The sequence below is a fragment of the Pseudescherichia sp. AS216 genome (genome assembly GCF_037152055.1).
Classification (GTDB): domain Bacteria; phylum Pseudomonadota; class Gammaproteobacteria; order Enterobacterales; family Enterobacteriaceae; genus Pseudescherichia.
In genome coordinates, this window is sequence record NZ_JBBCMV010000012.1 from 1 (window position 1) to 25,387 (window position 25,387).

Sequence of the window (25,387 nt, forward strand, 5' to 3'; positions counted from 1 at the left end):
GATGGTTATGCCGGGCGACAACATCAAAATGGTTGTTACCCTGATCCACCCGATCGCGATGGACGACGGTCTGCGTTTCGCAATCCGTGAAGGCGGCCGTACCGTTGGCGCGGGCGTTGTTGCTAAAGTTCTGAGCTAATAATTTATTATCTCTGAATAAAAAAAGGACGCTTCGGCGTCCTTTTTTACGTCTTTTTTTACGTTCTGCTTTCGTGTCTCTGCTATTGTAATCATAACTATTCTCATTTACACTCTGCGCATAAATTGAACGGGAGTGATTATGTACGTCTGTTTGTGTAATGGGGTAAGTGACAAAACAATTCGCCAGGCGGTACGCCAGTTTCGCCCCCAATCTTTCCAGCAGCTGCGTAAGTTTATACCGGTAGGGAACCAGTGCGGCAAGTGCGTTCGCGCGGCCCGCGAGATTATGCAGAATGAACTGATGCAAATTCCTGAATACCAGGAGATCGCATAAGCGAAAATCTTTTTTTGACATCCCGGTAGCGCCATCTACGCTTCACTTAGTGGAAGCGGAGGGACTAATAATGAAAGGTGATGTCAGAATCATAAGTTATCTCAATAAATTATTGGGAAATGAGCTTGTCGCAATCAATCAATATTTTCTTCATGCCCGTATGTTCAAAAACTGGGGCCTTACCCGCCTCAACGACGTCGAATATCACGAATCCATAGATGAGATGAAGCACGCCGATAAGTACATCGAGCGTATTCTCTTTCTCGAAGGTATTCCAAACCTGCAGGACCTCGGCAAGCTGGGGATCGGTGAAGACGTAGAGGAGATGCTGCGCTCTGACCTGAACCTGGAACTTGAGGGTGCTAAAGATCTGCGCGAGGCTATCGCCTATGCCGATAGCGTTCACGACTACGTCAGCCGCGATATGATGATTGAGATCCTCGCGGATGAAGAGGGGCACATCGACTGGCTGGAGACCGAGCTGGACCTGATAGCAAAAATCGGTCTGCAGAACTACCTTCAGTCGCAGCTCAGAGAGCAGGCCAAGTAGCCATACCGTACAACGCATACTCCCATATAAGCGAACCCGCTGCCGGCTAACGGTGGCGGGTTTTTTTCTATCTGGTGCTTATTTTCTACACGACACTTGCGTTAATGCCAGTTTTACGTATAATGCGCGGGCTTGTCTAATATAGACAGCGGTTCGATATGAACCACCGGTACTGCGTAAGCGATACCAGACAATGTTCCCGATTGGGGAACTCTGTAAGAACGGTTACACTCTCCCATCAATCGTAATGGGTTTGAGGAGTAACTATTTCGTCTATAAATAATTGGAGCTCTGGTCTCATGCAGAACCAAAGAATCCGTATCCGTCTTAAAGCGTTTGATCATCGTCTGATCGATCAATCAACCGCGGAAATCGTCGAGACTGCCAAGCGCACTGGTGCGCAGGTTCGTGGTCCGATCCCGCTGCCGACCCGCAAAGAGCGCTTTACCGTTCTGATCTCTCCGCACGTTAACAAAGACGCGCGCGATCAGTACGAAATTCGCACTCACAAGCGTCTGGTTGACATCGTTGAGCCAACCGAGAAAACCGTTGATGCTCTGATGCGTCTGGACCTGGCTGCCGGTGTAGACGTGCAGATCAGCCTGGGTTAATCAGGTCATCGAGCGATTGAGAGGTTGATACAATGATTGGTTTAGTCGGTAAAAAAGTGGGTATGACCCGCATCTTCACTGAAGATGGCGTTTCTATCCCAGTAACCGTAATCGAAGTTGAAGCAAACCGCGTTACTCAGATCAAAGATCTGGCTAACGACGGCTACCGTGCCGTTCAGGTCACTACCGGTGCTAAAAAAGCTAACCGTGTAACCAAGCCTGAAGCGGGTCACTTTGCTAAAGCTGGCGTTGAAGCTGGCCGTGGTCTGTGGGAATTCCGTCTTGCAGAAGGCGAAGAGTACACCGTAGGTCAGGACATCAGCGTTGAGCTGTTTGCTGACGTTAAAAAAGTTGACGTAACCGGTACCTCTAAAGGTAAAGGTTTCGCCGGTACCGTTAAGCGCTGGAACTTCCGTACCCAGGACGCGACTCACGGTAACTCCTTGTCTCACCGCGTTCCGGGTTCTATCGGTCAGAACCAGACTCCGGGCAAAGTGTTCAAAGGCAAGAAAATGGCAGGTCAGCTGGGTAACGAACGTGTAACTGTTCAGAGCCTGGACGTAGTACGTGTTGACGCTGAGCGCAACCTGCTGCTGGTTAAAGGTGGTGTTCCGGGTGCGACCGGTTGCGACCTGATCGTTAAACCAGCTGTGAAGGCGTAAGGGGATAGCAATGGAATTAGTATTGAAAGACGCGCAAAGCGCGCTGACTGTTTCCGAAACTACCTTCGGTCGTGATTTCAACGAAGCGCTGGTTCACCAGGTTGTTGTTGCTTATGCAGCTGGTGCTCGTCAGGGTACTCGTGCTCAGAAGACTCGTGCTGAAGTAACTGGTTCCGGCAAAAAGCCGTGGCGTCAGAAAGGTACCGGCCGTGCGCGTTCAGGTTCTGTTAAGAGCCCGATCTGGCGTTCAGGTGGCGTGACCTTCGCTGCGCGTCCGCAGGACCACAGTCAAAAAGTTAACAAAAAGATGTACCGCGGCGCGCTGAAAAGCATTCTGTCCGAGCTGGTACGTCAGGATCGTCTGATCGTTGTCGAGCAGTTCTCTCTGGAAGCGCCGAAAACCAAGCTTCTGGCTCAGAAACTGAAAGACATGGCTCTGGAAGATGTGCTGATCATCACCGGTGAGCTGGACGAGAACCTGTTCCTGGCCGCACGTAACCTGCACAAGGTTGACGTACGTGACGCAGCAGGTATCGACCCGGTTAGCCTGATCGCCTTCGACAAAGTCGTAATGACTGCTGAGGCTGTTAAGCAAGTTGAGGAGATGCTGGCATGATTCGTGAAGAACGTCTGCTGAAGGTGCTTCGTGCGCCGCACGTTTCTGAAAAAGCGTCTACCGCGATGGAAAAAACCAATACCATCGTGCTCAAAGTTGCTAAAGACGCGACGAAAGCAGAGATCAAAGCTGCTGTGCAGAAACTGTTTGAAGTCGAAGTCGAAGTCGTTAACACCCTGGTTGTTAAAGGGAAAGTTAAACGTCACGGACAGCGTATCGGTCGTCGTAGCGACTGGAAAAAAGCTTACGTCACCCTGAAAGAAGGCCAGAACCTGGACTTCGTTGGCGGCGCTGAGTAAGTCGGAGGAGTAATACAATGGCAGTTGTTAAGTGTAAACCGACATCTCCGGGTCGTCGCCACGTTGTTAAAGTGGTTAACCCTGAGCTGCATAAGGGCAAACCTTTTGCTCCGCTGGTTGAAAAAAACAGCAAATCCGGTGGTCGTAACAACAATGGTCGTATCACCACCCGTCACATCGGTGGTGGCCACAAGCAGGCTTATCGTATTGTTGACTTCAAACGCAACAAAGACGGTATCCCAGCGACTGTTGAACGTCTTGAGTACGATCCGAACCGCTCCGCGAACATCGCGCTGGTTCTGTACAAAGATGGCGAACGCCGTTACATCCTGGCCCCTAAAGGCCTGAAAGCTGGCGACCAGATTCAGTCTGGCGTTGATGCTGCAATCAAAGCGGGTAACACCCTGCCGATGCGCAACATCCCGGTTGGTTCTACCGTTCATAACGTAGAAATGAAACCAGGTAAAGGCGGTCAGCTGGCGCGTTCTGCTGGTACTTACGTTCAGATCGTTGCGCGCGACGGTGCTTATGTCACCCTGCGTCTGCGTTCTGGTGAAATGCGTAAAGTCGAAGCAGACTGCCGCGCTACCCTGGGCGAAGTTGGCAATGCTGAGCATATGCTGCGCGTTCTGGGTAAAGCAGGTGCTGCACGCTGGCGTGGTGTTCGTCCTACCGTTCGCGGTACTGCGATGAACCCAGTCGACCACCCACATGGTGGTGGTGAAGGTCGTAACTTTGGTAAGCACCCGGTAACTCCGTGGGGCGTTCAGACCAAAGGTAAGAAGACCCGCAGCAACAAGCGTACTGATAAATTTATCGTACGTCGCCGTAGCAAATAATTTTAGAGGATAAGCCATGCCACGTTCTCTCAAGAAAGGTCCTTTTATTGACCTGCACTTGCTGAAGAAGGTAGAGAAAGCGGTGGAAAGCGGAGACAAGAAGCCCCTGCGCACTTGGTCCCGTCGTTCAACGATCTTTCCTAACATGATCGGTTTGACCATCGCTGTCCATAATGGTCGTCAGCACGTTCCAGTCTTTGTTTCCGACGAAATGGTTGGTCACAAACTGGGTGAATTCGCACCGACTCGTACTTATCGCGGCCACGCTGCTGATAAAAAAGCGAAGAAGAAATAAGGTAGGAGGAAGAGATGGAAACTTTAGCTCAACATCGCCATGCTCGTTCTTCTGCTCAGAAGGTTCGCCTTGTTGCTGACCTGATTCGCGGTAAGAAAGTGTCGCAGGCCCTGGACATCCTGACCTATACCAACAAGAAAGCTGCGGTATTGGTTAAGAAGGTACTGGAATCTGCCATTGCTAACGCTGAACACAACGATGGCGCTGACATTGACGATCTGAAAGTTGCGAAAATTTTCGTAGACGAAGGCCCGAGCATGAAGCGCATTATGCCGCGTGCGAAAGGTCGTGCAGATCGCATCCTGAAGCGCACCAGCCACATCACTGTGGTTGTGTCCGATCGCTGAGACTCTGGAGACTAGCAATGGGTCAGAAAGTACATCCTAATGGTATTCGCCTGGGTATTGTAAAACCATGGAACTCAACCTGGTTTGCGAACACCAAAGAATTCGCTGACAACCTGGACAGCGATTTTAAAGTACGTCAGTACCTGACTAAGGAACTGGCTAAAGCGTCTGTATCTCGTATCGTTATCGAGCGTCCGGCTAAGAGCATCCGTGTGACCATTCACACCGCTCGCCCGGGTATCGTTATCGGTAAGAAAGGCGAAGACGTAGAAAAACTGCGCAAGGTCGTAGCGGATATCGCTGGCGTTCCTGCACAGATCAACATCGCCGAAGTGCGTAAGCCTGAACTGGACGCAAAACTGGTTGCTGACAGCATCACTTCACAGCTGGAGCGTCGTGTGATGTTCCGCCGTGCAATGAAGCGTGCTGTACAGAACGCAATGCGTCTGGGCGCTAAAGGTATCAAAGTTGAAGTTAGCGGCCGTCTGGGCGGCGCGGAAATCGCACGTACCGAATGGTACCGCGAAGGTCGCGTTCCGCTGCACACGCTGCGTGCGGACATTGACTACAACACCTCTGAAGCGCACACCACTTATGGTGTAATCGGCGTTAAGGTATGGATCTTCAAAGGTGAGATCCTGGGTGGTATGGCTGCTGTTGAACAACCGGAACCGGCTGCTCAACCTAAAAAGCAGCAGCGTAAAGGCCGTAAATAAGGAGCGTCGCTATGTTACAACCAAAGCGTACAAAATTCCGTAAAGTGCACAAAGGCCGCAACCGTGGTCTGGCGCAGGGTACGGATGTTAGCTTCGGCACTTTCGGTCTGAAAGCTGTTGGCCGTGGTCGTCTGACTGCCCGTCAGATCGAAGCAGCACGTCGTGCAATGACCCGTGCAGTTAAGCGTCAAGGTAAGATCTGGATCCGTGTATTCCCGGACAAACCGATCACTGAGAAGCCGCTGGAAGTTCGTATGGGTAAAGGTAAAGGTAACGTGGAGTATTGGGTTGCCTTGATTCAGCCAGGTAAAGTCCTGTATGAAATGGACGGTGTTCCTGAAGAGCTGGCCCGTGAAGCATTCAGCCTGGCAGCAGCGAAACTGCCGATTAAAACCACCTTTGTAACTAAGACGGTGATGTAATGAAAGCAAAAGAGCTGCGTGAGAAGAGTGTTGAAGAGCTGAACACCGAGCTGCTGAACCTGCTGCGTGAGCAGTTCAACCTGCGTATGCAGGCAGCAAGTGGCCAGCTGCAACAGTCTCACCTGTTGAAGCAAGTGCGTCGTGACGTCGCACGCGTTAAGACTTTACTGACTGAGAAGGCGGGTGCGTAATGACCGATAAAATCCGTACTCTGCAAGGTCGCGTTGTTAGCGATAAAATGGAGAAATCCATCGTTGTTGCTATCGAACGTTTTGTGAAACACCCGATCTACGGTAAATTCATCAAGCGTACGACCAAGCTGCACGTACATGACGAGAACAACGAATGTGGTATCGGCGACAAGGTTGAAATCCGTGAATGCCGTCCACTGTCCAAGACTAAGTCCTGGACGCTGGTTCGCGTTGTAGAGAAAGCCGTTCTGTAATACAGTACGCTCTCTCAAGATAGACGGTCCAGCAATGGACCGTTTATTTTTTCTACCCATACGCAGGAAGCGGTGTTATAATGCCGCGCCCTCGATATGGGGCTTTTTAATGACCCGAGATTTTGGGTCCCAAAGTAGTAGTTGACATTAGCGGAGCACTGAAATGATCCAAGAACAGACTATGCTGAACGTCGCCGACAACTCCGGTGCACGTCGCGTAATGTGTATCAAGGTTCTGGGTGGCTCGCACCGTCGCTACGCAGGCGTAGGCGACATCATCAAGATCACCATCAAGGAAGCAATTCCGCGTGGTAAGGTCAAAAAAGGTGATGTGCTGAAGGCGGTAGTGGTGCGCACCAAGAAGGGTGTTCGTCGCCCGGACGGTTCTGTCATTCGCTTCGATGGTAATGCATGCGTTATTTTAAACAATAACAGCGAGCAACCTATCGGTACGCGTATTTTTGGGCCGGTAACTCGTGAACTTCGTAATGAAAAGTTCATGAAAATTATCTCTCTGGCACCAGAAGTACTCTAAGGAGCGAATCATGGCAGCTAAAATCCGTCGTGATGACGAAGTTATCGTGTTAACCGGGAAAGATAAAGGTAAGCGCGGTAAAGTAAAAAATGTTCTGTCTTCCGGCAAAATCGTCGTTGAAGGTATCAACCTGGTCAAGAAACACCAGAAGCCGGTTCCGGCTCTGAACCAGCCAGGTGGCATCGTAGAGAAAGAAGCAGCTATTCAGATCTCTAACGTTGCACTCTTCAATGCGGCAACCGGCAAGGCTGACCGTGTAGGCTTTAGATTCGAAGACGGCAAAAAAGTCCGTTTCTTCAAGTCTAACAGCGAAACTATCAAGTAATTTGGAGTAGTACGATGGCGAAACTGCATGATTACTACAAAGACGAAGTAGTTAACAAACTCATGACTGAGTTTAGCTACAATTCTGTCATGCAAGTCCCTCGGGTCGAGAAGATCACCCTGAACATGGGTGTTGGTGAAGCGATCGCTGACAAGAAGCTGCTGGATAACGCAGTAGCTGACCTGGCAGCAATCTCCGGTCAAAAACCGTTTGTCACCAAAGCACGCAAATCTGTTGCAGGCTTCAAAATCCGTCAGGGCTATCCGATCGGCTGTAAAGTAACTCTGCGTGGCGAACGCATGTGGGAGTTCTTTGAGCGCCTGATCACTATTGCTGTACCGCGTATCCGTGACTTCCGTGGCCTGTCCGCTAAGTCATTCGATGGTCGTGGTAACTACAGCATGGGTGTCCGTGAGCAGATCATCTTCCCAGAAATCGATTACGACAAAGTCGATCGTGTACGTGGTTTGGATATTACCATCACCACTACCGCGAATTCTGATGAAGAAGGCCGTGCTCTGCTGGCTGCCTTTGACTTCCCGTTCCGCAAGTAAGGTAGGGTTACTTAATGGCTAAGCAATCAATGAAAGCACGCGAAGTAAAGCGCGTAGCTTTAGCTGATAAATTCTTCGCTAAACGCGCTGAACTGAAAGCTATCATCTCTGATGTGAACGCTTCCGACGAAGATCGTTGGAACGCAGTTCTGAAGCTGCAGACTCTGCCGCGTGATTCCAGCCCGTCTCGTCAGCGTAACCGCTGCCGTCAAACTGGTCGTCCGCACGCTTTCCTGCGGAAGTTCGGGTTGAGCCGTATTAAGGTCCGTGAAGCCGCTATGCGCGGTGAAATCCCGGGTCTTAAAAAGGCTAGCTGGTAATTGTCACCAATTGAATCACGGGAGTAAAGACAGATGAGCATGCAAGATCCGATCGCGGATATGCTGACCCGTATCCGTAACGGTCAGGCCGCGAACAAAGCTGCGGTCACCATGCCTTCCTCCAAGCTGAAAGTGGCAATTGCCAACGTGCTGAAGGAAGAAGGTTTTATTGAAGAATTTAAAGTTGAAGGCGACACCAAGCCTGAACTGGAAGTGACTCTTAAGTACTTCCAGGGCAAAGCTGTTGTAGAAAGCATTCAGCGTGTCAGCCGCCCAGGTCTGCGCATCTATAAGAAAAAAGATGAGCTGCCGAAAGTTATGGCGGGTCTGGGTATCGCAGTTGTTTCTACCTCTAAAGGTGTTATGACTGATCGTGCAGCGCGCCAAGCTGGTCTTGGTGGCGAAATTATCTGCTACGTAGCCTAATCGGAGGAAAAAATGTCTCGTGTTGCTAAAGCACCGGTCGTTGTTCCTGCCGGCGTTGATGTAAAAATCAACGGTCAGGTTATTACGATCAAAGGTAAAAACGGCGAGCTGACTCGTACTCTCAACGATGCTGTTGAAGTGAATCATGCAGATAATGCACTGACCTTCGGTCCGCGTGATGGTTACGTAGATGGTTGGGCTCAGGCTGGTACCGCGCGTGCCCTGCTGAATTCAATGGTTATCGGTGTTACCGAAGGCTTCACTAAGAAGCTGCAGCTGGTTGGTGTAGGTTATCGTGCAGCAGTCAAAGGGAATGCAGTAAACCTGTCTCTGGGTTTCTCGCATCCTGTTGAGCATCAGCTGCCAGCGGGGATCACCGCAGAATGTCCGACTCAAACTGAAATCGTGCTGAAAGGCGCTGATAAGCAGATGATCGGTCAGGTTGCAGCAGATCTGCGCGCCTACCGTCGTCCTGAGCCTTATAAAGGCAAGGGTGTTCGTTACGCCGACGAAGTCGTGCGTACCAAAGAGGCTAAGAAGAAGTAAGGTAACACTATGGATAAGAAATCTGCTCGTATCCGTCGTGCGACCCGCGCACGCCGCAAGCTCCAGGAGCTGGGTGCAACTCGCCTGGTGGTACATCGTACCCCGCGTCATATTTACGCACAGGTAATTGCTCCGAATGGTTCTGAAGTTCTGGTAGCTGCTTCTACTGTAGAAAAAGCTATCGCTGAACAACTGAAGTTCACCGGAAACAAAGACGCAGCCGCAGCTGTAGGTAAAGCTGTTGCAGAACGCGCTCTGGAAAAAGGCATCAAAGATGTTTCTTTTGACCGTTCCGGGTTCCAATATCATGGTCGTGTCCAGGCACTGGCAGATGCTGCCCGTGAAGCTGGCCTTCAGTTCTAAGGTAGAGGTGTAAGATGTCACACATCGAAAAACAAGCTGGCGAACTGCAGGAAAAGCTGATCGCGGTTAACCGCGTATCTAAAACCGTAAAAGGTGGTCGTATTTTCTCCTTCACAGCTCTGACTGTAGTAGGCGATGGTAACGGTCGCGTTGGTTTTGGTTACGGTAAAGCGCGTGAAGTTCCAGCAGCGATCCAGAAAGCGATGGAGAAAGCCCGTCGCAACATGATTAACGTCGCGCTGAACCACGGCACCCTGCAGCACCCTGTTAAAGGTGTGCACACGGGTTCTCGTGTATTCATGCAGCCGGCTTCAGAAGGTACCGGTATCATCGCCGGTGGTGCAATGCGCGCCGTTCTGGAAGTCGCTGGGGTTCATAACGTTCTGGCTAAAGCCTATGGTTCCACCAACCCGATCAACGTGGTTCGTGCAACTATCGACGGCCTGGAAAATATGAATTCTCCAGAAATGGTCGCTGCCAAGCGTGGTAAATCCGTTGAAGAAATTCTGGGGAAATAAGCCATGGCAAAGACTATTAAAATTACTCAAACCCGCAGTGCAATCGGTCGTCTGCCGAAACACAAGGCAACGCTGCTTGGCCTGGGTCTGCGTCGTATTGGTCACACCGTAGAACGCGAGGATACTCCCGCTGTTCGTGGTATGGTTAACGCGATTTCCTTCATGGTTAAAGTTGAGGAGTAAGAGATGCGTTTAAATACTCTGTCTCCGGCCGAAGGCTCTAAAAAGGCGGGTAAACGCCTGGGTCGTGGTATCGGTTCTGGCCTCGGTAAAACCGGTGGTCGTGGTCACAAAGGTCAGAACTCTCGTTCTGGCGGTGGCGTACGTCGCGGTTTCGAGGGTGGTCAGATGCCTCTGTACCGTCGTCTGCCGAAATTCGGTTTCACTTCGCGTAAAGCAATGATCACGGCAGAAGTTCGTCTGTCCGATCTGGCTAAAGTAGAAGGCGACGTAGTTGACCTGAACACGCTGAAAGCGGCAAACATTATCGGTATCCAGATCGAGTTCGCGAAAGTGATCCTGTCTGGTGAAGTTTCTACTCCGGTAACTGTTCGTGGCCTGCGTGTTACTAAAGGCGCTCGTGCTGCTATCGAAGCTGCTGGCGGTAAAATCGAGGAATAAGTAGCAGATGGCTAAACAACCGGGATTAGATTTTCAAAGTGCCAAAGGTGGCTTAGGCGAGCTGAAACGCAGACTGCTGTTTGTAATCGGTGCGCTTATTGTGTTCCGTATTGGCTCTTTTATTCCGATCCCTGGTATTGATGCCGCTGTACTTGCCAAACTGCTTGAGCAACAGCGAGGCACCATCATTGAGATGTTTAACATGTTCTCTGGTGGTGCTCTCAGCCGAGCTTCAATCTTTGCCCTGGGCATTATGCCGTATATTTCGGCCTCTATTATTGTCCAGCTGCTGACGGTGGTTTACCCACCGCTAGCAGAGCTGAAGAAAGAAGGGGAGTCTGGTCGTCGTAAGATCAGCCAGTACACCCGTTACGGCACTCTGGTGCTGGCAATATTCCAGTCGATCGGTATTGCTACCGGTCTACCGAATATGCCTGGTATGCAGGGCCTGGTAATGAATCCAGGCTTTGCATTCTATTTCACCGCTGTTGTAAGTCTGGTCACAGGAACGATGTTCCTGATGTGGCTCGGCGAACAGATTACTGAACGTGGTATCGGCAACGGTATCTCGATCATTATCTTCGCTGGTATCGTTGCGGGACTCCCGCCAGCCATTGCCCATACGATCGAGCAAGCGCGTCAAGGCGACCTGCACTTCCTCCTGTTGCTGTTGGTTGCAGTATTAGTATTTGCAGTGACGTTCTTTGTTGTGTTTGTTGAACGTGGTCAACGCCGCATTGTGGTAAACTACGCGAAACGCCAGCAGGGTCGTCGTGTCTATGCTGCACAGAGCACACATTTACCGCTGAAAGTGAATATGGCGGGGGTAATCCCGGCAATCTTCGCTTCCAGTATTATTCTGTTCCCAGCGACCATCGCGTCATGGTTCGGGAATGGTACTGGTTGGAACTGGCTGACAACAATTTCGCTGTATTTGCAGCCTGGGCAACCGCTTTATGTGTTACTCTATGCGACTGCAATCATCTTCTTCTGTTTCTTCTACACGGCGTTGGTTTTCAACCCGCGTGAAACAGCAGATAACCTGAAGAAGTCCGGTGCATTTGTACCAGGAATTCGTCCGGGAGAACAAACGGCGAAGTACATCGATAAAGTAATGACCCGCCTGACTCTGGTCGGTGCGCTCTACATTACCTTTATCTGCCTGATCCCGGAGTTCATGCGTGATGCAATGAAAGTACCGTTCTACTTCGGTGGAACCTCACTGCTCATCGTTGTTGTCGTGATTATGGACTTTATGGCTCAAGTGCAAACTCTGATGATGTCGAGTCAGTATGAGTCTGCATTGAAGAAGGCGAACCTGAAAGGCTATAGCCGCTAAAGGTCGCTCGAGAAGTTACGGAGAGTAAAAATGAAAGTTCGTGCTTCCGTCAAGAAATTATGCCGTAACTGCAAAATCGTTAAGCGTGATGGCGTCATCCGCGTGATTTGCAGTGCCGAGCCGAAGCATAAACAGCGCCAAGGCTGATTATTTCGCATATTTTTCTTGCAAAGTTGGGTTGAGCTGGCTAGATTAGCCAGCCAATCTTTTGTATGTCTGTACGTTTCCATTTGAGTATCCTGAAAACGGGCTTTTCAGCATGGGGCGTACATATTAAATAGTAGGAGTGCATAGTGGCCCGTATAGCAGGCATTAACATTCCTGATCAGAAACACGCCGTAATCGCATTAACGTCGATCTACGGTGTCGGCAAGACCCGTTCTAAAGCCATTCTGGCTTCTGCGGGTATCGCTGAAGATGTTAAGATCAGTGAGCTGTCTGAAGAACAAATCGACACGCTGCGTGACGAAGTTGCCAAATTTGTCGTTGAAGGTGATCTGCGCCGTGAAGTTAGCATGAGCATCAAGCGCCTTATGGATCTTGGTTGCTATCGCGGTTTGCGTCATCGTCGTGGTCTGCCAGTGCGCGGTCAGCGTACTAAGACCAACGCACGTACCCGTAAGGGTCCGCGCAAACCGATCAAGAAATAATCGGGGTGATTGAATAAAATGGCAAAGGCACCAGTTCGTGCACGTAAGCGTGTAAGAAAACAAGTCTCTGACGGCGTGGCTCATGTCCATGCTTCTTTTAACAACACCATCGTAACTATTACCGATCGTCAGGGTAATGCGCTGGGTTGGGCAACAGCCGGTGGTTCCGGTTTCCGTGGTTCTCGCAAATCTACTCCGTTCGCAGCTCAGGTTGCAGCAGAGCGTTGCGCTGACGCCGTAAAAGAATACGGTATCAAGAATCTGGAAGTTATGGTTAAAGGTCCGGGTCCAGGCCGCGAATCTACTATTCGTGCTCTGAACGCCGCTGGTTTCCGCATCACTAATATTACTGATGTGACTCCGATCCCTCATAACGGTTGTCGTCCGCCGAAAAAACGCCGCGTATAACGCTGTCGTTTCCAGGTTTGTTGGAGAAAGAAAATGGCAAGATATTTGGGTCCTAAGCTCAAGCTGAGCCGTCGTGAGGGCACCGACTTATTCCTTAAGTCTGGCGTTCGCGCGATCGATACCAAGTGTAAAATTGAACAAGCTCCTGGCCAGCACGGTGCGCGTAAACCGCGTCTGTCTGACTATGGTGTACAGTTGCGTGAAAAGCAGAAAGTTCGCCGTATGTACGGTGTTCTGGAGCGTCAGTTCCGTAACTACTATAAAGAAGCAGCTCGTCTGAAAGGCAACACGGGTGAAAACCTGCTGGCTCTGCTCGAAGGTCGTCTGGACAACGTAGTATACCGTATGGGCTTTGGCGCAACTCGCGCGGAAGCACGTCAGCTCGTTAGCCATAAAGCAATCATGGTAAACGGCCGCGTTGTTAACATCGCTTCTTATCAGGTAACTCCGAATGACGTAGTTAGCATCCGTGAGAAAGCCAAAAAGCAATCTCGCGTGAAGGCCGCTCTGGAGTTGGCTGAGCAGCGTGAAAAGCCAACCTGGCTGGAAGTTGATGCTGGCAAGATGGAAGGTACGTACAAGCGCAAGCCTGAGCGTTCTGATCTGTCTGCGGACATTAACGAACACCTGATCGTCGAGCTTTACTCCAAGTAAAGCTTAGTACCAAAGAGAGGACACAATGCAGGGTTCTGTGACAGAGTTTCTAAAACCGCGCCTGGTAGATATCGAGCAAGTGAGTTCGACGCACGCCAAGGTGACCCTTGAGCCTTTAGAGCGTGGCTTTGGCCATACTCTGGGTAACGCACTGCGCCGTATTCTGCTCTCATCGATGCCGGGTTGTGCGGTGACCGAGGTTGAGATTGATGGTGTACTACATGAGTACAGCACCAAAGAAGGCGTTCAGGAAGATATCCTGGAGATCCTGCTCAACCTGAAAGGGCTGGCGGTGAGAGTTCAAGGTAAAGATGATGTTATTCTTACCCTGAATAAATCTGGCATTGGCCCTGTGACTGCAGCCGACATCACCCACGACGGTGATGTCGAAATCGTCAAGCCGCAGCACGTGATCTGCCACCTGACCGATGAGAACGCATCTATTAGCATGCGTATCAAAGTTCAGCGCGGTCGTGGTTATGTGCCGGCTTCTGCCCGAATTCATTCGGAAGAAGATGAGCGCCCAATTGGCCGTCTGCTGGTTGACGCATGCTATAGCCCTGTAGAGCGTATTGCCTACAATGTTGAAGCAGCGCGTGTAGAGCAGCGTACCGACCTGGACAAGCTGGTCATCGAAATGGAAACCAACGGCACAATCGATCCTGAAGAGGCGATTCGTCGTGCGGCAACCATCCTGGCAGAACAACTGGAAGCTTTCGTTGACTTACGTGATGTACGTCAGCCGGAAGTGAAAGAAGAGAAACCAGAATTCGATCCGATCCTGCTGCGCCCTGTTGACGATCTGGAATTGACTGTCCGCTCTGCTAACTGCCTTAAAGCAGAAGCTATCCACTATATCGGTGATCTGGTACAGCGTACCGAGGTTGAGCTACTTAAAACGCCTAACCTGGGTAAAAAATCTCTTACCGAGATTAAAGACGTGCTGGCCTCACGTGGTCTGTCTCTGGGCATGCGCCTGGAAAACTGGCCGCCGGCAAGCATTGCTGACGAGTAACCGGATCACAGGTTAAGGTTTTACTGAGAAGGATAAGGTCATGCGCCATCGTAAGAGTGGTCGTCAACTGAACCGCAACAGCAGCCATCGCCAGGCTATGTTCCGCAATATGGCAGGTTCACTGGTTCGTCATGAGATCATCAAGACGACCCTGCCTAAAGCGAAAGAGCTGCGCCGCGTAGTTGAGCCGCTGATTACTCTTGCCAAGACTGATAGCGTAGCTAATCGTCGTCTGGCATTCGCCCGTACTCGTGATAACGAGATCGTGGCAAAACTGTTTAACGAGCTGGGCCCGCGTTTCGCGAGCCGTGCCGGTGGTTACACTCGCATTCTGAAGTGTGGCTTCCGTGCAGGCGACAACGCTCCGATGGCTTACATCGAGCTGGTTGATCGTTCTGAATCGCAAGCAGAAGCTGCTGCAGAGTAATCTGTAGCAACATAAAAAGACCCGCTTCGGCGGGTTTTTTTATTTCTCTCATCCCACCTTCCTCGTCCTGCTAAAATAGCCTTGAGCTTACGTTCATCCCCCGGAGTTGACTATGTGGTTACTCGATCAGTGGGCAGAACGCCATATTCGTGATGCCCAGCAACAAGGTGAATTTGATAACCTTCCCGGTAGCGGTGAGCCGCTGCGTCTCGATGATGACGCGCATGTCCCCCCTGAACTACGGGCAGGCTACCGACTACTGAAGAATGCCGGCTGTTTGCCACCGGAGCTGGCCCAGCGTAAAGAGGCCATGGCGCTGGCCGATCTGTTAAAGACGGTACAGCGGGATCATCCTGACTATCATGAGCTTAGTCGTAGATTAGCCCTGCTTGAACTCCAGCTGCGTCAGGCTGGTTTAAGCACCGACTTTTTGCGCGGTGTATGCCGATAAACTGATGAAAAAAATGGGCGAGGAGTAGCGATGTACCGAATTGGAGAGCTGGCAAAGCTCGCAGAGGTGACGCCTGATACCGTCCGCTATTATGAAAAGCAGCAGATGATGGATCATGAGGTGCGAACCCAGGGCGGTTTCCGTCTGTATACCGACGGCGACCTTCAGCGGCTAAAGTTTATTCGTCATGCGCGGCAGCTTGGTTTTACTCTGGAATCGATCCGCGAGCTGCTGTCGATCCGTATCGATCCCGAGCACCATACCTGCCAGGAGTCAAAAGGCATTGTTCAGTCTCGCCTAAGCGAGGTTGAGGCGCGGATTGCAGAGTTGCAGGTCATGCGTCGCTCCCTTCAGCGGCTTAATGACGCCTGCTGCGGCACGGCCCATAGCAGCGTTTACTGTTCGATTTTGGAAGCGCTGGAGCAGGGTGGGATAAAGGATGCTGGTCAGAAAGGGTGTTAATACTGTAAAAGGCCAGCGGCAAAAGCGTGACTCACCTTTGCCGCTGACTTTCTGTTAAGGACGGCTGTTTTGCTCTTTAAGCAGGTCGCGGATCTCGGTCAGCAGTAACTCCTCTTTAGAGGGGGCTGCTGGGGCTTTGGGTTCTTCTTTCTTCTTCTGATGAAGCCGGTTAATCAGCTTAATCGCCATAAAGATCGCAAATGCCACGATCAGAAAATCAAAAATGTTCTGAATGAATACGCCGTAGTGCATGACAACCGCAGGGAGGTCACCCTGAGCCGGACGCAGCGTCCACGCGAACTGTTTGAAATCAACGCCGCCGATCAGCAGGCCGAGGGGAGGCATAATGATATCGGCAACCAGCGACGAGACAATTTTACCGAACGCCGCACCAATGATGACCCCGACGGCCAGATCGATAACGTTGCCGCGCATGGCGAAAGCGCGAAACTCTTTTAACAAACTCATTTGATTCTCCTTATGCCAAAGACCCACTAAGTCTAACAAAGGTCTCTTTAATTTCCATTTCCTGGGCTATTACAGGAAGAAGGGGCTGGGTTGGAACAGCCGTTCTACATCGGTAATAAATTTTTTGTCCGTCAGGAACATAATAACGTGGTCGCCTTGCTCAATACGCAAATTATCGTTAGCAATCATAACGTCGTTACCGCGCACAACTGCCCCAATGATCGTTCCTGGCGGCAGCTTAATTTCATCAATCACTCGGCCTACGACGCGGGAAGTACTCTCATCACCATGTGCCACAGCCTCGATCGCCTCGGCAACGCCCCGACGCAGAGAGGAGACACCCACAATATCTGCCTTACGCACGTGGCTAAGCAGCGCAGAGATCGTTGCCTCCTGCGGGGAGATAGCGATATCAATGACGCTGCCCTGCACGAGGTCAACGTAGGCGCGGCGCTGGATCAGCACCATCACTTTTTTCGCCCCCATACGCTTGGCCAGCATGGCGGACATAATGTTGGCTTCATCGTCATTGGTAACGGCAATGAAAAGATCCACCTGATCGATATGCTCTTCCGCCAGCAACTCCTGATCCGACGCATCACCGTAGAAGACGATCGTATTTTGCAACTTCTCGGCTAGCTCCGCCGCCCGGCGCTGATCGCGCTCGATCAACTTAACGCTGTAGTCCTTCTCCAGCTGGCTTGCGAGGCCTGCGCCTATGTTACCGCCACCTACCAGCATAATGCGCTTATAGGGTTTTTCCAGACGCTGTAGCTCGCTCATGACTGCACGAATATGCTGTGATGCCGCGATAAAAAATACCTCATCGCCTGCTTCAACAATGGTCGATCCCTGCGGGCGGATCGGCCTGTCGTGACGAAAGATGGCGGCAACCCGGGTGTCGATATGCGGCATATGCTCGCGCATAATCGAAAGGGCATTACCCACCAGCGGACCGCCGTAGTAGGCCTTCACCACCGCGAGGCTTACTTTACCCTCGGCAAAGTTAACGACCTGCAGTGCGCCAGGATATTCAATCAGACGATAGATGCTGTCGATCACCAGCTGCTCGGGGGCAATCAGATGATCGATAGGTACGGCATCGGTATTGAACAGCTTGTCTGCATCACGCACGTAGTCAGGCGCACGAATACGCGCGATGCGGTTGGGCGTATTAAACAGCGAGTAGGCGACCTGGCAGGCAACCATATTGGTTTCATCGGAGCTGGTTACGGCAACGAGCATATCCGCATCGTCCGCGCCTGCTTCACGCAAAACGCGGGGGTGCGAGCCATGCCCTTGAACGACACGCAGGTCAAACTTATCCTGCAACATGTGCAGGCGATCACCATTGATATCAACAACGGTAATGTCATTGTTTTCACCGACCAGGTTTTCGGCCAGCGTGCCGCCGACCTGTCCTGCACCCAGAATGATTATTTTCATCAGCTGCGACTCGTCATCTCAATCACTGTTTGATTAGCTTAGCGTAATAGAAGCCGTCACCCTCTTCCCCACCCGGAAGATTTTGCTGTCCCGGCTGCGCTGGCGTACCTGTACCGTTCAGCTGTGCATTCGGCGTTCGCTTGAGGAACTCAGCAATTTGCAGGCTGTTCTCCTCCGGGAGAACGGAACAGGTGGCATACACCAGGGTACCGCCCGGTTTCAGGTGCGGCCAGATGGCGTCGAGAATAGCAGACTGTAGCTGGACCAGCTCCGGGATATCACGATCGCGGCGCAGCCACTTGATATCCGGATGGCGGCGGATCACCCCCGTCGCCGAGCAGGGGGCATCAAGCAGAATACGATCGAACGTCTGGTCGCCGCACCACTGGGAAGGGAATCGGCCGTCGCCCTGTTTAACCTGCGCCTTCACTCCCAGACGCTTCAGGTTATCGTAGACGCGGGAGAGGCGCTGTTCATCAACGTCAACTGCCAGGACGCTGGCTTCAGGAGCGACTTCCAGAATATGGGTTGTTTTACCCCCCGGCGCGGCACAGAGATCGAGGATCTGCTCGCCGTTTTGCGGCTCCAGAAAATTCATGCAGCCCTGGGCCGAGGCGTCCTGTACCGTCACCCAGCCCTGATCGAAGCCGGGCAGAGCCTGCACCGGGGCAGGCGAGGCCAGGCGCACGGCATCGGGATAATCGTTATGAGGAAAACCCTGCTGACCGGAGGCCTCCAGCAGCGCCAGCCAGGCATCGCGGGAGTGGTGGTTGCGGTTCACGCGTAGCCACATCGGCGGACGCAGGTTGTTAGCCTCAACGATATGCTCCCACTGCTGCGGGTAGGCTTTTTGCAGGCGCTTAAGCAGCCAGTCAGGATGCAAAAAACGGCTTTCGCTGGTGGCAAACTCTGCCAGCAGCGGCTCCTGCTGACGCTGGAACTGGCGCAGCACGCCGTTAATCAGGCCTTTTAGCTGTGGACGCTTAATCGCTACTGCACCCTCTACCGTTTCCGCTAAGGCAGCGTGCGGCGGAACGCGGGTATAGAGCAGCTGATAAAACCCAACCATGATCAGATAGTGAAGGGTGCGCTGCTTGCCGGTCATCGGCCGGGACATCAGCTTATTGATGAGCCACTCCATTTGGGAGAGTGTGCGCAGCACGCCAAAGCACAGCTCTTGAAGCAGGGCTTTATCTTTATCCGAGACTTTCTGCTGCAGAGCAGGGAGGACGTTACTAAGCGACTGCCCCTGCTCAACCACCTGTTCGATGGCCTGCGCTGCCATGCTGCGTAAATTGATTGTTTTTTTCATAACCGCAAAAATAAAAATGCCCGGCAACACCGGGCGTTAAAGGTAGTGGCCGTCAGGCCAGACGGTGACCGGGAATAAACCATTCGCGACGGGAGTTCAGGAGATCCTGCGCACTCATCGCTTTTTTACCTGCCGGCTGCAGCGACTCCAGATTCAGAATGCCGTCGGCGGTCGCAACCTGAATACCCTGTTTATTGGCATCAACAATCGTGCCTGGCTCAGCGCCGGTCTGCTGGTTAATTACCGACGCCTTCCAGACTTTCACCGGCTGCTCGTCGATCTCCAGCCAGCTCATCGGCCATGGATTAAAGGCCCGAATGCAGCGCTCAAGCTGCGCCGCAGAGAGCGACCAGTCGATGCGCGCTTCCTCTTTGCTGAGCTTTTCAGCGTAGGTGACGAGCGCCTCATCCTGTACCTGCGGCTGGGCAGTGCCCTGTGCCAGCTGGGCCAGAGTTTCGATTAACCCCTGCGGGCCAAGTTCTGCGAGCTTATCGTAGAGCGAGGCGCTGGTATCTTCGGCGGTAATTGGACAGGCAAGCTTGTAGAGCATATCGCCGGTGTCCAGCCCCACGTCCATCTGCATAATGGTAACGCCCGTTTCGGCATCGCCCGCCCACAGCGAACGCTGAATGGGAGCCGCCCCGCGCCAGCGCGGCAGCAGAGAACCGTGAACGTTAATGCAGCCGAGGCGCGGCATATCAAGTACTGCCTTCGGCAGGATGAGGCCATAGGCAACGACGACCATGACGTCAGCGTTGAGATCGGCAACCAGCTGCTGGTTCTCCTGCGGGCGCAAAGAGACGGGCTGAAAGACAGGTAGGCCTTTCGCTTCAGCCAGCACCTTCACCGGACCCGGCATCAGTTTTTTACCGCGCCCGGCGGGCCTGTCTGGCTGGGTAAAGACGCCAACCACCTGGTGTCCGGATGACAGCAGCGCGTCAAGATGACGCGCGGCAAAGTCAGGCGTACCGGCAAAAATAATACGTAGTGAATCCGACACGTTGATCCTTTTGGCTTCGGTTATGCACGCCCGTTCAGGCGGTCCAGTTTTTCCACTTTCTGGCGAATGCGCTGACGCTTCATCGGCGACAGATAGTCGATAAACAGTTTGCCGACCAGGTGATCCATTTCATGCTGAATACAGATGGCCAGCAGGCCGTCGGCTTCCAGCTCAAAGGATTTACCTTCGCGATCGAGGGCGCGAATTTTTACTTTTTCCGCCCGTGGAACCAGCGCACGCTGCTCAGGAATTGACAGGCAACCCTCTTCAATACCGGTCTCGCCGCTCTTTTCCAGCAATTCTGGGTTAATGAGCACCAGCTGCTCGTCGCGGTTTTCAGAGACGTCGATAACAATAATACGCTGGTGGATATCAACCTGCGTGGCGGCAAGACCAATACCCTCTTCGGCGTACATCGTTTCAAACATATCATCAACGATGCGCTGAATTTCTGCATTCACTTCTTTTACCGGCGCAGCGACTTTGCGAAGACGCTCGTCCGGAATATGTAACACGTGCAAAACTGACATAAATACCCAGGAGTTGTGTTCAGGAGTTGAAAAGATCGTTACCACTATTCTAGACAAATCCCCCTCCGATTGACAGCATCAGTGACCAATCGCAAAGATTGCAACCGCCCCGTGTGGCAAGGGACAAGGATGACTTTGACAGAGATTTGGCTGCGGCTGATCCACCTCGGTGAACTCTATGGCGAACGGATGCTGGAGGCCGCACATTTTTTAGCATCTCATCCCCATCCCGATGCAAAAACGCTTTCGCTCGCCGGGCTGACGGCAAAACAGAGCGCGCGGTTTTTCGCTGTCTCTACCCGCGATATCGACAGCACGCTTGCGTGGCTGGCTCTGCCTGAGCATCACCTGCTGTTGGCGAGCGATGGGGACTATCCGCCAACGCTGCGTGCTATTCCTGATTTCCCCGGCGCGCTGTTTGTGAAGGGAGATGTGAGCCTGCTCACTACCCCGCAGCTGGCCGTGGTGGGTAGCCGAGCAAACTCATGGTATGGCGAGCGCTGGGGAGGTCATTTTTGCGAACGGCTCGCGGCGTGCGGCTTAACAATTACCAGCGGGCTGGCGTTAGGCATCGATGGGATTGCCCATCGCAGCGCGCTGCGCAGCGGAGGTAAAAGCCTTGCGGTGCTGGGTAACGGTCTGCAACAGATCTATCCCCGTCGGCATGCTGCCCTGGCGGCGGAGCTTATTGAGGCTGGTGGCGCGCTGGTATCAGAGTTTCCACTGGCAGCGCTGCCCAGACCGCGTAACTTTCCCCGGCGTAACCGGGTTATCAGCGGCCTTAGCCAGGGCGTGCTGGTGGTGGAGGCTGCCCTGCGTAGTGGATCCCTGGTAACCGCCCGTTGCGCGATGGATCAGGGGCGGGAAGTCTTTGCGCTGCCCGGCGCGTTGGGCAGTCCCGGTAGCGAAGGCCCTCACTGGCTGATCCAGCAGGGGGCGATGTTGGTCAGCACCCCAGAGGAGATCCTCGAAAATCTACATCAGGGTTTACCCTGGCTACACAATGCACGCGAAAAACCAATTTATTCGTCAGAACACCGAGCGGCGGCATTGCCATTTCCTGAGCTCCTGGCTAACGTAGGAGATGAGGTAACACCTGTTGACGTCGTCGCTGAACGTGCCGGCCAACCTGTGCCAGTGATTGTGGCCCAGCTACTCGAACTGGAGTTAGCAGGATGGATCGCAGCTGTACCCGGCGGCTATGTCCGATTAAGGAGGGCAAGCCATGTTCGACGTACTAATGTATTTGTTTGAGACTTATATCCACAACGAAGCAGAACTGCGTGTGGATCAGGACAAACTTGAACGGGACCTCACTGACGCCGGTTTTGACCGTGAGGATATCTACAACGCGCTACTGTGGCTGGAGAAGCTTGCTGACTATCAGGAAGGCCTCGCCGAACCGATGCAGCTTGCCTCAGACCCTCTCTCTCTGCGTATCTATACTGCAGAAGAGTGTGAACGGCTGGATGCCAGCTGCCGGGGTTTCCTGTTATTCCTCGAGCAGATTCAGGTGCTAAACCTCGAAACACGAGAAATGGTGATTGAGCGCGTGCTGGCGCTGGATACGGCAGAGTTCGAGCTGGAAGATCTCAAGTGGGTCATCCTGATGGTGCTCTTCAATATCCCAGGCTGTGAAAATGCCTATCAGCAGATGGAAGAATTACTCTTTGAAGTGAATGAAGGTATGCTGCACTAACTATCGTCGCAGCATCAAGAGTTGTTATGGCCAAATCAGCACTGTTTTCGGTGTCTAATCAAGAGCCCTGCCCGCAGTGCGGGGCTCCGCTTGTTATTCGGACCGGGAAACGCGGGCCGTTTCTTGGTTGTTCCCACTATCCTGAATGTGACTATGTCCGCTCCCTGAAAAGCCAGGCCGATGGACATATCGTCAAGGTTCTGGAGGGGCAGTTGTGCCCACTTTGCCAGTCTGTGCTGGTGCTTCGCCAGGGGCGCTTCGGTATGTTTATTGGCTGTAGCCAATATCCGGAATGCGGACATACGGAAACAATCGATAAACCCGACGACACGACCATTACCTGTCCGCAGTGCAAGCAGGGCACCCTCGTCCAGCGACGTTCACGCTATGGCAAAACCTTCCACTCCTGCGATCGCTATCCGGAGTGCCAGTTTGTTATCAATTTTAAACCGGTAGCAGGCGAGTGCCCGACGTGTCACTACCCGCTACTTATAGAGAAGAAAACCGCGCAGGGCGTTAAATGCTTCTGTGCCAGTAAACAATGTGGAAAGCCGGTCACGGCGGAAAAGAACAGTGAATAATAACCTGCCCTCAGGCGCTATCGCGGATGCGGTGGCGGTACTGAATAGAGAAGATGTCATCGCCTATCCCACCGAAGCTGTTTTTGGCGTCGGCTGCGACCCCGACAGTGAAACGGCGGTTAACCGCCTTCTGGTATTAAAACAGCGTCCGGTAGAGAAGGGGTTGATCCTTATTGCTGCCAGCTTTGAGCAACTGAAACCTTATATAGATGAGCAGGCGTTAAATGATGCCCAGCGAGAAGCGGTATTTGCCTGCTGGCCTGGACCGGTGACCTTTGTTTTCCCGGCAAAACCGACAACGCCGCGCTGGCTGACCGGGCGCTTTGACTCCCTGGCCGTACGGGTTACCGATCATCCGCTGGTGGTGGAGCTGTGCAAGGCTTATGGTAAACCGTTGGTCTCTACCAGCGCTAATCTTACCGGTCTGCCGCCGTGCCGGACAACCGAGGAGGTGCGCGCGCAGTTTGGCGATGCGTTTCCGGTTGTAGAAGGTGAAACCGGCGGGCGTGAAAATCCGTCTGAAATTCGTGACGCATTGACCGGCGAACGTTTTCGCCAGGGGTGATCTATGGAATCCTATGCCGTTTTTGGTAATCCCATTGCACACAGTAAATCGCCGTTTATTCATCAGCAGTTTGCGCAGCAGTTGCAGATAGCTCACCCTTACGGGCGCGTTCTGGCTCCCGTTGATGATTTTATTGCGACGCTAAACGCTTTTTTCGCTGCGGGCGGAAAGGGGGCTAACGTCACCGTTCCCTTTAAAGAAGAAGCGTTTGCCCGGGCGGATGAGCTGACGGAGCGCGCGGCGCTTGCCGGTGCGGTTAATACACTCAAGCGTCTTGATGATGGCCGTCTGCTGGGGGATAACACCGACGGCATTGGCCTACTCAGCGATCTGCAGCGGCTAGGATTCATTAAGCCAGGCTTTCGCATTCTGCTGATTGGTGCAGGTGGCGCGTCACGCGGCGTACTGCTGCCGCTGCTCTCTCTCGACTGTGCGGTAACCATAACCAATCGGACTTTTGCTCGAGCCGAAGAGCTGGCGACGCTATTCGCCCATACCGGCAGCGTTAGCGCCGTCGCGATGAAGGATCTTGTCGGGCACGAGTTTGATCTTATTATCAACGCCACTTCCAGCGGCATCAGTGGGGAAACGCCGCAGATCCCTGGCTCCCTGATCGATAGCCATAGTCACTGCTATGACATGTTCTATCAAAAAGGAGAGACGCCGTTTCTCCGCTGGTGTGAACAGCATGGTGCAAAACAGCGTGCGGATGGGTTGGGGATGCTGGTGGCGCAGGCTGCTCATGCGGTGCTGCTCTGGCATGGCGTGCTGCCGGAAACCACACGGGTGATTGAACAACTCAAGCAGGAGCTGGCCGGGTGAACCAGGCGATTCACTTTCCCGATCGGGAAGCGTGGCATAACGAACTGAACGCCGTCTGCTTCCCGGTGCTGGTTAACGGCATGCAGCTTAGCTGTGCGATTAAAGCCGAAACGCTGGCAAACCGGTTCGGCGGCGAGACGCCAGCCCAGTGGCTGGCGCTTTTTCAGGAGCATCGCTGGGATCTGGAAGAGGAGGCCGAACAGCTGATCCGACGCCAGCAGGAGGACGATCAGGGTTGGGTGTGGCTCTCCTGAGCCTGATCCAGATAGTCATCTTTCCATTTCACGTAGTTATTGGCGGAGTACTGCAGCCCCGCAATCTCCGCCTCGGTCAGAGGGCGGATCTGTTTAACCGGGCTGCCTAAATAGAGAAAGCCGCTCGCCAGACGCTTATTCTGCGGTACCAGGCTACCGGCACCAATCATCACGTCGTCCTCTACCACTACACCATCCAGCAAAATGGATCCCATTCCGACCAGCACTCTGTTGCCCACCGTGCAGCCGTGCAGCATCACTTTATGCCCTACCGTCACATCTTCACCAATAATGAGCGGATTACCGTCCGGATTATAGGAAGATTTATGGGTCACGTGCAGCACGCTGCCATCCTGAATATTGCTGCGGGCACCAATTTGCACGTAATTCACATCGCCGCGGATCGCAACCAGCGGCCAGATGCCAACGTCATCAGCCACTCTGACATCGCCGATCACCACGCTGGTGGCATCAATCATCACGCGCTGACCTATTTTAGGATAGAGATCTTTATAAGAACGTAGAGCAGCTGACATAGTTACCTCGTCAAAACAGAAGTTATAGTGATGACTTTGGTAGCTTTAGAGGCCCGGCGCAAGCCCTTTACACGCCAAAATTTAAGCAGATCGCACAGGATCTCAGCATAAAGAGTGAAAAAGCGGCGGTCGGAAAAAAAGATCCAAAAAAGGGTTGTGCAAAAAAATGGGATCCCTATAATGCGCCTCCATCGAAACGGCAAACGTGAATCACTTCACGGAAACAGCCGGTCCGGTTGAAGAGAAAAAATTCTGAAATTGAGGGTTGACTCTGAAAGAGGAA

Annotated in this window: 43 protein-coding genes and 2 pseudogenes; 39 read left to right on the forward strand and 6 right to left on the reverse strand. The window is 52.6% G+C overall.

Annotation, left to right across the window (positions count from 1 at the left end):
- From tuf to zntR, 33 genes and pseudogenes are all read left to right on the forward strand, one after another.
- Positions 1 to 139: pseudogene (gene tuf / locus WFN61_RS20320) on the forward strand (elongation factor Tu); the annotation flags it as partial.
- 141 nt (positions 140 to 280) lie between these two features.
- A complete protein-coding gene (gene bfd, locus WFN61_RS20325; protein WP_021265642.1) occupies positions 281 to 475 on the forward strand; it encodes a bacterioferritin-associated ferredoxin in 195 nt (64 codons plus the stop codon).
- A gap of 70 nt (positions 476 to 545) precedes the next feature.
- Entirely contained in the window at positions 546 to 1,025 is a 480-nt protein-coding gene (gene bfr, locus WFN61_RS20330; protein WP_021265641.1) for a bacterioferritin, read from the forward strand.
- A 299-nt stretch (positions 1,026 to 1,324) separates the two neighbouring features.
- The gene (rpsJ, locus tag WFN61_RS20335) at positions 1,325 to 1,636 is read left to right on the forward strand and encodes a 30S ribosomal protein S10 (protein ID WP_001181005.1); all 312 of its coding nucleotides are present in this window, start codon (positions 1,325 to 1,327) and stop codon (positions 1,634 to 1,636) included.
- A gap of 32 nt (positions 1,637 to 1,668) precedes the next feature.
- On the forward strand, positions 1,669 to 2,298 hold the full coding sequence (gene rplC, locus WFN61_RS20340) for a 50S ribosomal protein L3 (protein WP_042396049.1): 630 nt from the start codon (positions 1,669 to 1,671) through the stop codon (positions 2,296 to 2,298).
- A 10-nt stretch (positions 2,299 to 2,308) separates the two neighbouring features.
- Positions 2,309 to 2,914 (forward strand): 50S ribosomal protein L4, encoded by a 606-nt coding sequence (rplD, locus tag WFN61_RS20345; protein WP_042396046.1) that lies wholly within the window; start codon positions 2,309 to 2,311, stop codon positions 2,912 to 2,914.
- Positions 2,911 to 3,213 carry a 50S ribosomal protein L23 gene (gene rplW / locus WFN61_RS20350; RefSeq protein WP_000617546.1) on the forward strand — a complete coding sequence of 101 codons (303 nt, stop codon included), beginning with the start codon at positions 2,911 to 2,913 and terminating at the stop codon, positions 3,211 to 3,213. The genes rplD and rplW overlap by 4 nt, the downstream gene beginning before the upstream one ends.
- 17 nt (positions 3,214 to 3,230) lie before the next feature.
- Complete coding sequence (gene rplB, locus WFN61_RS20355) at positions 3,231 to 4,052, forward strand: 50S ribosomal protein L2 (protein ID WP_021265682.1); 822 nt, start codon at positions 3,231 to 3,233, stop codon at positions 4,050 to 4,052.
- A 16-nt stretch (positions 4,053 to 4,068) separates the two neighbouring features.
- Positions 4,069 to 4,347 (forward strand): 30S ribosomal protein S19, encoded by a 279-nt coding sequence (gene rpsS, locus WFN61_RS20360; RefSeq protein WP_001138115.1) that lies wholly within the window; start codon positions 4,069 to 4,071, stop codon positions 4,345 to 4,347.
- A 14-nt stretch (positions 4,348 to 4,361) separates the two neighbouring features.
- On the forward strand, positions 4,362 to 4,694 hold the full coding sequence (gene rplV, locus WFN61_RS20365; protein WP_002919773.1) for a 50S ribosomal protein L22: 333 nt from the start codon (positions 4,362 to 4,364) through the stop codon (positions 4,692 to 4,694).
- A gap of 17 nt (positions 4,695 to 4,711) precedes the next feature.
- Positions 4,712 to 5,410, forward strand: a complete 699-nt coding sequence (gene rpsC, locus WFN61_RS20370) for a 30S ribosomal protein S3 (RefSeq protein ID WP_006817277.1) — start codon at positions 4,712 to 4,714, stop codon at positions 5,408 to 5,410.
- 11 nt (positions 5,411 to 5,421) lie between these two features.
- The gene (rplP, locus tag WFN61_RS20375) at positions 5,422 to 5,832 is read left to right on the forward strand and encodes a 50S ribosomal protein L16 (RefSeq protein ID WP_004926449.1); all 411 of its coding nucleotides are present in this window, start codon (positions 5,422 to 5,424) and stop codon (positions 5,830 to 5,832) included.
- Positions 5,832 to 6,023: a 50S ribosomal protein L29 gene (rpmC, locus tag WFN61_RS20380; protein WP_000644742.1), complete on the forward strand. Its 192-nt coding sequence runs from the start codon at positions 5,832 to 5,834 to the stop codon at positions 6,021 to 6,023. The genes rplP and rpmC overlap by 1 nt, the downstream gene beginning before the upstream one ends.
- On the forward strand, positions 6,023 to 6,277 hold the full coding sequence (gene rpsQ, locus WFN61_RS20385) for a 30S ribosomal protein S17 (protein WP_002438707.1): 255 nt from the start codon (positions 6,023 to 6,025) through the stop codon (positions 6,275 to 6,277). Before rpmC ends, rpsQ begins: the two co-directional genes overlap by 1 nt.
- A 163-nt stretch (positions 6,278 to 6,440) precedes the next feature.
- Entirely contained in the window at positions 6,441 to 6,812 is a 372-nt protein-coding gene (gene rplN / locus WFN61_RS20390) for a 50S ribosomal protein L14 (RefSeq protein ID WP_000613954.1), read from the forward strand.
- 10 nt (positions 6,813 to 6,822) lie between these two features.
- Positions 6,823 to 7,137 (forward strand): 50S ribosomal protein L24, encoded by a 315-nt coding sequence (rplX, locus tag WFN61_RS20395; protein WP_144819408.1) that lies wholly within the window; start codon positions 6,823 to 6,825, stop codon positions 7,135 to 7,137.
- A 14-nt stretch (positions 7,138 to 7,151) separates the two neighbouring features.
- Entirely contained in the window at positions 7,152 to 7,691 is a 540-nt protein-coding gene (gene rplE, locus WFN61_RS20400) for a 50S ribosomal protein L5 (RefSeq protein WP_042396032.1), read from the forward strand.
- A gap of 14 nt (positions 7,692 to 7,705) precedes the next feature.
- The gene (rpsN, locus tag WFN61_RS20405) at positions 7,706 to 8,011 is read left to right on the forward strand and encodes a 30S ribosomal protein S14 (protein WP_042396030.1); all 306 of its coding nucleotides are present in this window, start codon (positions 7,706 to 7,708) and stop codon (positions 8,009 to 8,011) included.
- A 33-nt stretch (positions 8,012 to 8,044) separates the two neighbouring features.
- Entirely contained in the window at positions 8,045 to 8,437 is a 393-nt protein-coding gene (gene rpsH / locus WFN61_RS20410) for a 30S ribosomal protein S8 (protein ID WP_042396027.1), read from the forward strand.
- A 12-nt stretch (positions 8,438 to 8,449) separates the two neighbouring features.
- Positions 8,450 to 8,983 (forward strand): 50S ribosomal protein L6, encoded by a 534-nt coding sequence (rplF, locus tag WFN61_RS20415; protein WP_042396022.1) that lies wholly within the window; start codon positions 8,450 to 8,452, stop codon positions 8,981 to 8,983.
- Between the two features lie 9 nt (positions 8,984 to 8,992).
- On the forward strand, positions 8,993 to 9,346 hold the full coding sequence (rplR, locus tag WFN61_RS20420; RefSeq protein WP_042396018.1) for a 50S ribosomal protein L18: 354 nt from the start codon (positions 8,993 to 8,995) through the stop codon (positions 9,344 to 9,346).
- Between the two features lie 14 nt (positions 9,347 to 9,360).
- Complete coding sequence (gene rpsE / locus WFN61_RS20425) at positions 9,361 to 9,864, forward strand: 30S ribosomal protein S5 (RefSeq protein ID WP_042396015.1); 504 nt, start codon at positions 9,361 to 9,363, stop codon at positions 9,862 to 9,864.
- Positions 9,865 to 9,867: 3 nt separating this feature from the next.
- Complete coding sequence (gene rpmD / locus WFN61_RS20430; RefSeq protein ID WP_103821895.1) at positions 9,868 to 10,047, forward strand: 50S ribosomal protein L30; 180 nt, start codon at positions 9,868 to 9,870, stop codon at positions 10,045 to 10,047.
- A 3-nt stretch (positions 10,048 to 10,050) separates the two neighbouring features.
- Positions 10,051 to 10,485, forward strand: a complete 435-nt coding sequence (gene rplO, locus WFN61_RS20435) for a 50S ribosomal protein L15 (protein WP_039076819.1) — start codon at positions 10,051 to 10,053, stop codon at positions 10,483 to 10,485.
- A 7-nt stretch (positions 10,486 to 10,492) separates the two neighbouring features.
- Positions 10,493 to 11,824 (forward strand): preprotein translocase subunit SecY, encoded by a 1,332-nt coding sequence (gene secY, locus WFN61_RS20440; RefSeq protein ID WP_042396006.1) that lies wholly within the window; start codon positions 10,493 to 10,495, stop codon positions 11,822 to 11,824.
- 30 nt (positions 11,825 to 11,854) lie between these two features.
- On the forward strand, positions 11,855 to 11,971 hold the full coding sequence (gene rpmJ / locus WFN61_RS20445; RefSeq protein WP_000868187.1) for a 50S ribosomal protein L36: 117 nt from the start codon (positions 11,855 to 11,857) through the stop codon (positions 11,969 to 11,971).
- Between the two features lie 146 nt (positions 11,972 to 12,117).
- Entirely contained in the window at positions 12,118 to 12,474 is a 357-nt protein-coding gene (gene rpsM, locus WFN61_RS20450; protein WP_042396003.1) for a 30S ribosomal protein S13, read from the forward strand.
- An 18-nt stretch (positions 12,475 to 12,492) separates the two neighbouring features.
- Positions 12,493 to 12,882, forward strand: coding sequence for a 30S ribosomal protein S11 (gene rpsK, locus WFN61_RS20455; RefSeq protein ID WP_034899652.1), 390 nt, complete (start codon positions 12,493 to 12,495; stop codon positions 12,880 to 12,882).
- 33 nt (positions 12,883 to 12,915) lie between these two features.
- Positions 12,916 to 13,536, forward strand: a complete 621-nt coding sequence (gene rpsD, locus WFN61_RS20460) for a 30S ribosomal protein S4 (RefSeq protein WP_021265666.1) — start codon at positions 12,916 to 12,918, stop codon at positions 13,534 to 13,536.
- Positions 13,537 to 13,561: 25 nt separating this feature from the next.
- Positions 13,562 to 14,551: a DNA-directed RNA polymerase subunit alpha gene (locus WFN61_RS20465; protein ID WP_034461761.1), complete on the forward strand. Its 990-nt coding sequence runs from the start codon at positions 13,562 to 13,564 to the stop codon at positions 14,549 to 14,551.
- Positions 14,552 to 14,591: 40 nt separating this feature from the next.
- Positions 14,592 to 14,978 carry a 50S ribosomal protein L17 gene (rplQ, locus tag WFN61_RS20470; protein ID WP_042395993.1) on the forward strand — a complete coding sequence of 129 codons (387 nt, stop codon included), beginning with the start codon at positions 14,592 to 14,594 and terminating at the stop codon, positions 14,976 to 14,978.
- 112 nt (positions 14,979 to 15,090) lie between these two features.
- A pseudogene (locus tag WFN61_RS20475) lies at positions 15,091 to 15,457 on the forward strand (DUF1992 domain-containing protein).
- 2 nt (positions 15,458 to 15,459) lie between these two features.
- Positions 15,460 to 15,891 (forward strand): Zn(2+)-responsive transcriptional regulator, encoded by a 432-nt coding sequence (gene zntR / locus WFN61_RS20480; protein WP_312235475.1) that lies wholly within the window; start codon positions 15,460 to 15,462, stop codon positions 15,889 to 15,891.
- A gap of 54 nt (positions 15,892 to 15,945) precedes the next feature.
- Here the strand turns inward: zntR and mscL are convergent, their stop codons facing one another.
- The 5 genes from mscL to def all read right to left on the reverse strand — a co-directional run bounded on the left by mscL (position 15,946) and on the right by def (position 20,647).
- Complete coding sequence (gene mscL / locus WFN61_RS20485) at positions 15,946 to 16,359, reverse strand: large-conductance mechanosensitive channel protein MscL (protein WP_144819411.1); 414 nt, start codon at positions 16,357 to 16,359, stop codon at positions 15,946 to 15,948.
- A gap of 69 nt (positions 16,360 to 16,428) precedes the next feature.
- Positions 16,429 to 17,805 (reverse strand): Trk system potassium transporter TrkA, encoded by a 1,377-nt coding sequence (gene trkA / locus WFN61_RS20490; protein WP_103821899.1) that lies wholly within the window; start codon positions 17,803 to 17,805, stop codon positions 16,429 to 16,431.
- A gap of 22 nt (positions 17,806 to 17,827) precedes the next feature.
- Positions 17,828 to 19,117: a 16S rRNA (cytosine(967)-C(5))-methyltransferase RsmB gene (gene rsmB, locus WFN61_RS20495; RefSeq protein WP_337039141.1), complete on the reverse strand. Its 1,290-nt coding sequence runs from the start codon at positions 19,115 to 19,117 to the stop codon at positions 17,828 to 17,830.
- A 52-nt stretch (positions 19,118 to 19,169) separates the two neighbouring features.
- Positions 19,170 to 20,117 (reverse strand): methionyl-tRNA formyltransferase, encoded by a 948-nt coding sequence (gene fmt, locus WFN61_RS20500; RefSeq protein ID WP_312235476.1) that lies wholly within the window; start codon positions 20,115 to 20,117, stop codon positions 19,170 to 19,172.
- Positions 20,118 to 20,137: 20 nt separating this feature from the next.
- Complete coding sequence (def, locus tag WFN61_RS20505) at positions 20,138 to 20,647, reverse strand: peptide deformylase (protein WP_042395985.1); 510 nt, start codon at positions 20,645 to 20,647, stop codon at positions 20,138 to 20,140.
- 129 nt (positions 20,648 to 20,776) lie between these two features.
- Here def and dprA point away from each other — a divergent pair, with 129 nt between their 5' ends.
- The 6 genes from dprA to WFN61_RS20535 are packed head-to-tail and all read left to right on the forward strand — an operon-like array spanning position 20,777 to position 24,568.
- Complete coding sequence (dprA, locus tag WFN61_RS20510; RefSeq protein ID WP_312235477.1) at positions 20,777 to 21,901, forward strand: DNA-protecting protein DprA; 1,125 nt, start codon at positions 20,777 to 20,779, stop codon at positions 21,899 to 21,901.
- On the forward strand, positions 21,873 to 22,346 hold the full coding sequence (gene smg / locus WFN61_RS20515) for a DUF494 family protein Smg (RefSeq protein WP_042395982.1): 474 nt from the start codon (positions 21,873 to 21,875) through the stop codon (positions 22,344 to 22,346). Before dprA ends, smg begins: the two co-directional genes overlap by 29 nt.
- Before the next feature lie 26 nt (positions 22,347 to 22,372).
- On the forward strand, positions 22,373 to 22,927 hold the full coding sequence (locus tag WFN61_RS20520; protein WP_144819415.1) for a DNA topoisomerase family protein: 555 nt from the start codon (positions 22,373 to 22,375) through the stop codon (positions 22,925 to 22,927).
- Positions 22,920 to 23,492: an L-threonylcarbamoyladenylate synthase type 1 TsaC gene (gene tsaC, locus WFN61_RS20525; RefSeq protein ID WP_144819416.1), complete on the forward strand. Its 573-nt coding sequence runs from the start codon at positions 22,920 to 22,922 to the stop codon at positions 23,490 to 23,492. Before WFN61_RS20520 ends, tsaC begins: the two co-directional genes overlap by 8 nt.
- A 3-nt stretch (positions 23,493 to 23,495) precedes the next feature.
- Complete coding sequence (gene aroE / locus WFN61_RS20530) at positions 23,496 to 24,314, forward strand: shikimate dehydrogenase (RefSeq protein ID WP_312283260.1); 819 nt, start codon at positions 23,496 to 23,498, stop codon at positions 24,312 to 24,314.
- Positions 24,311 to 24,568: a DUF1488 domain-containing protein gene (locus WFN61_RS20535; protein ID WP_312283261.1), complete on the forward strand. Its 258-nt coding sequence runs from the start codon at positions 24,311 to 24,313 to the stop codon at positions 24,566 to 24,568. Before aroE ends, WFN61_RS20535 begins: the two co-directional genes overlap by 4 nt.
- Here the strand turns inward: WFN61_RS20535 and WFN61_RS20540 are convergent.
- Complete coding sequence (locus WFN61_RS20540; RefSeq protein ID WP_312283262.1) at positions 24,544 to 25,104, reverse strand: gamma carbonic anhydrase family protein; 561 nt, start codon at positions 25,102 to 25,104, stop codon at positions 24,544 to 24,546. The two genes, WFN61_RS20535 and WFN61_RS20540, sit on opposite strands and share 25 nt — an antisense overlap.
- Between the last annotated feature and the right edge of the window lie 283 nt (positions 25,105 to 25,387).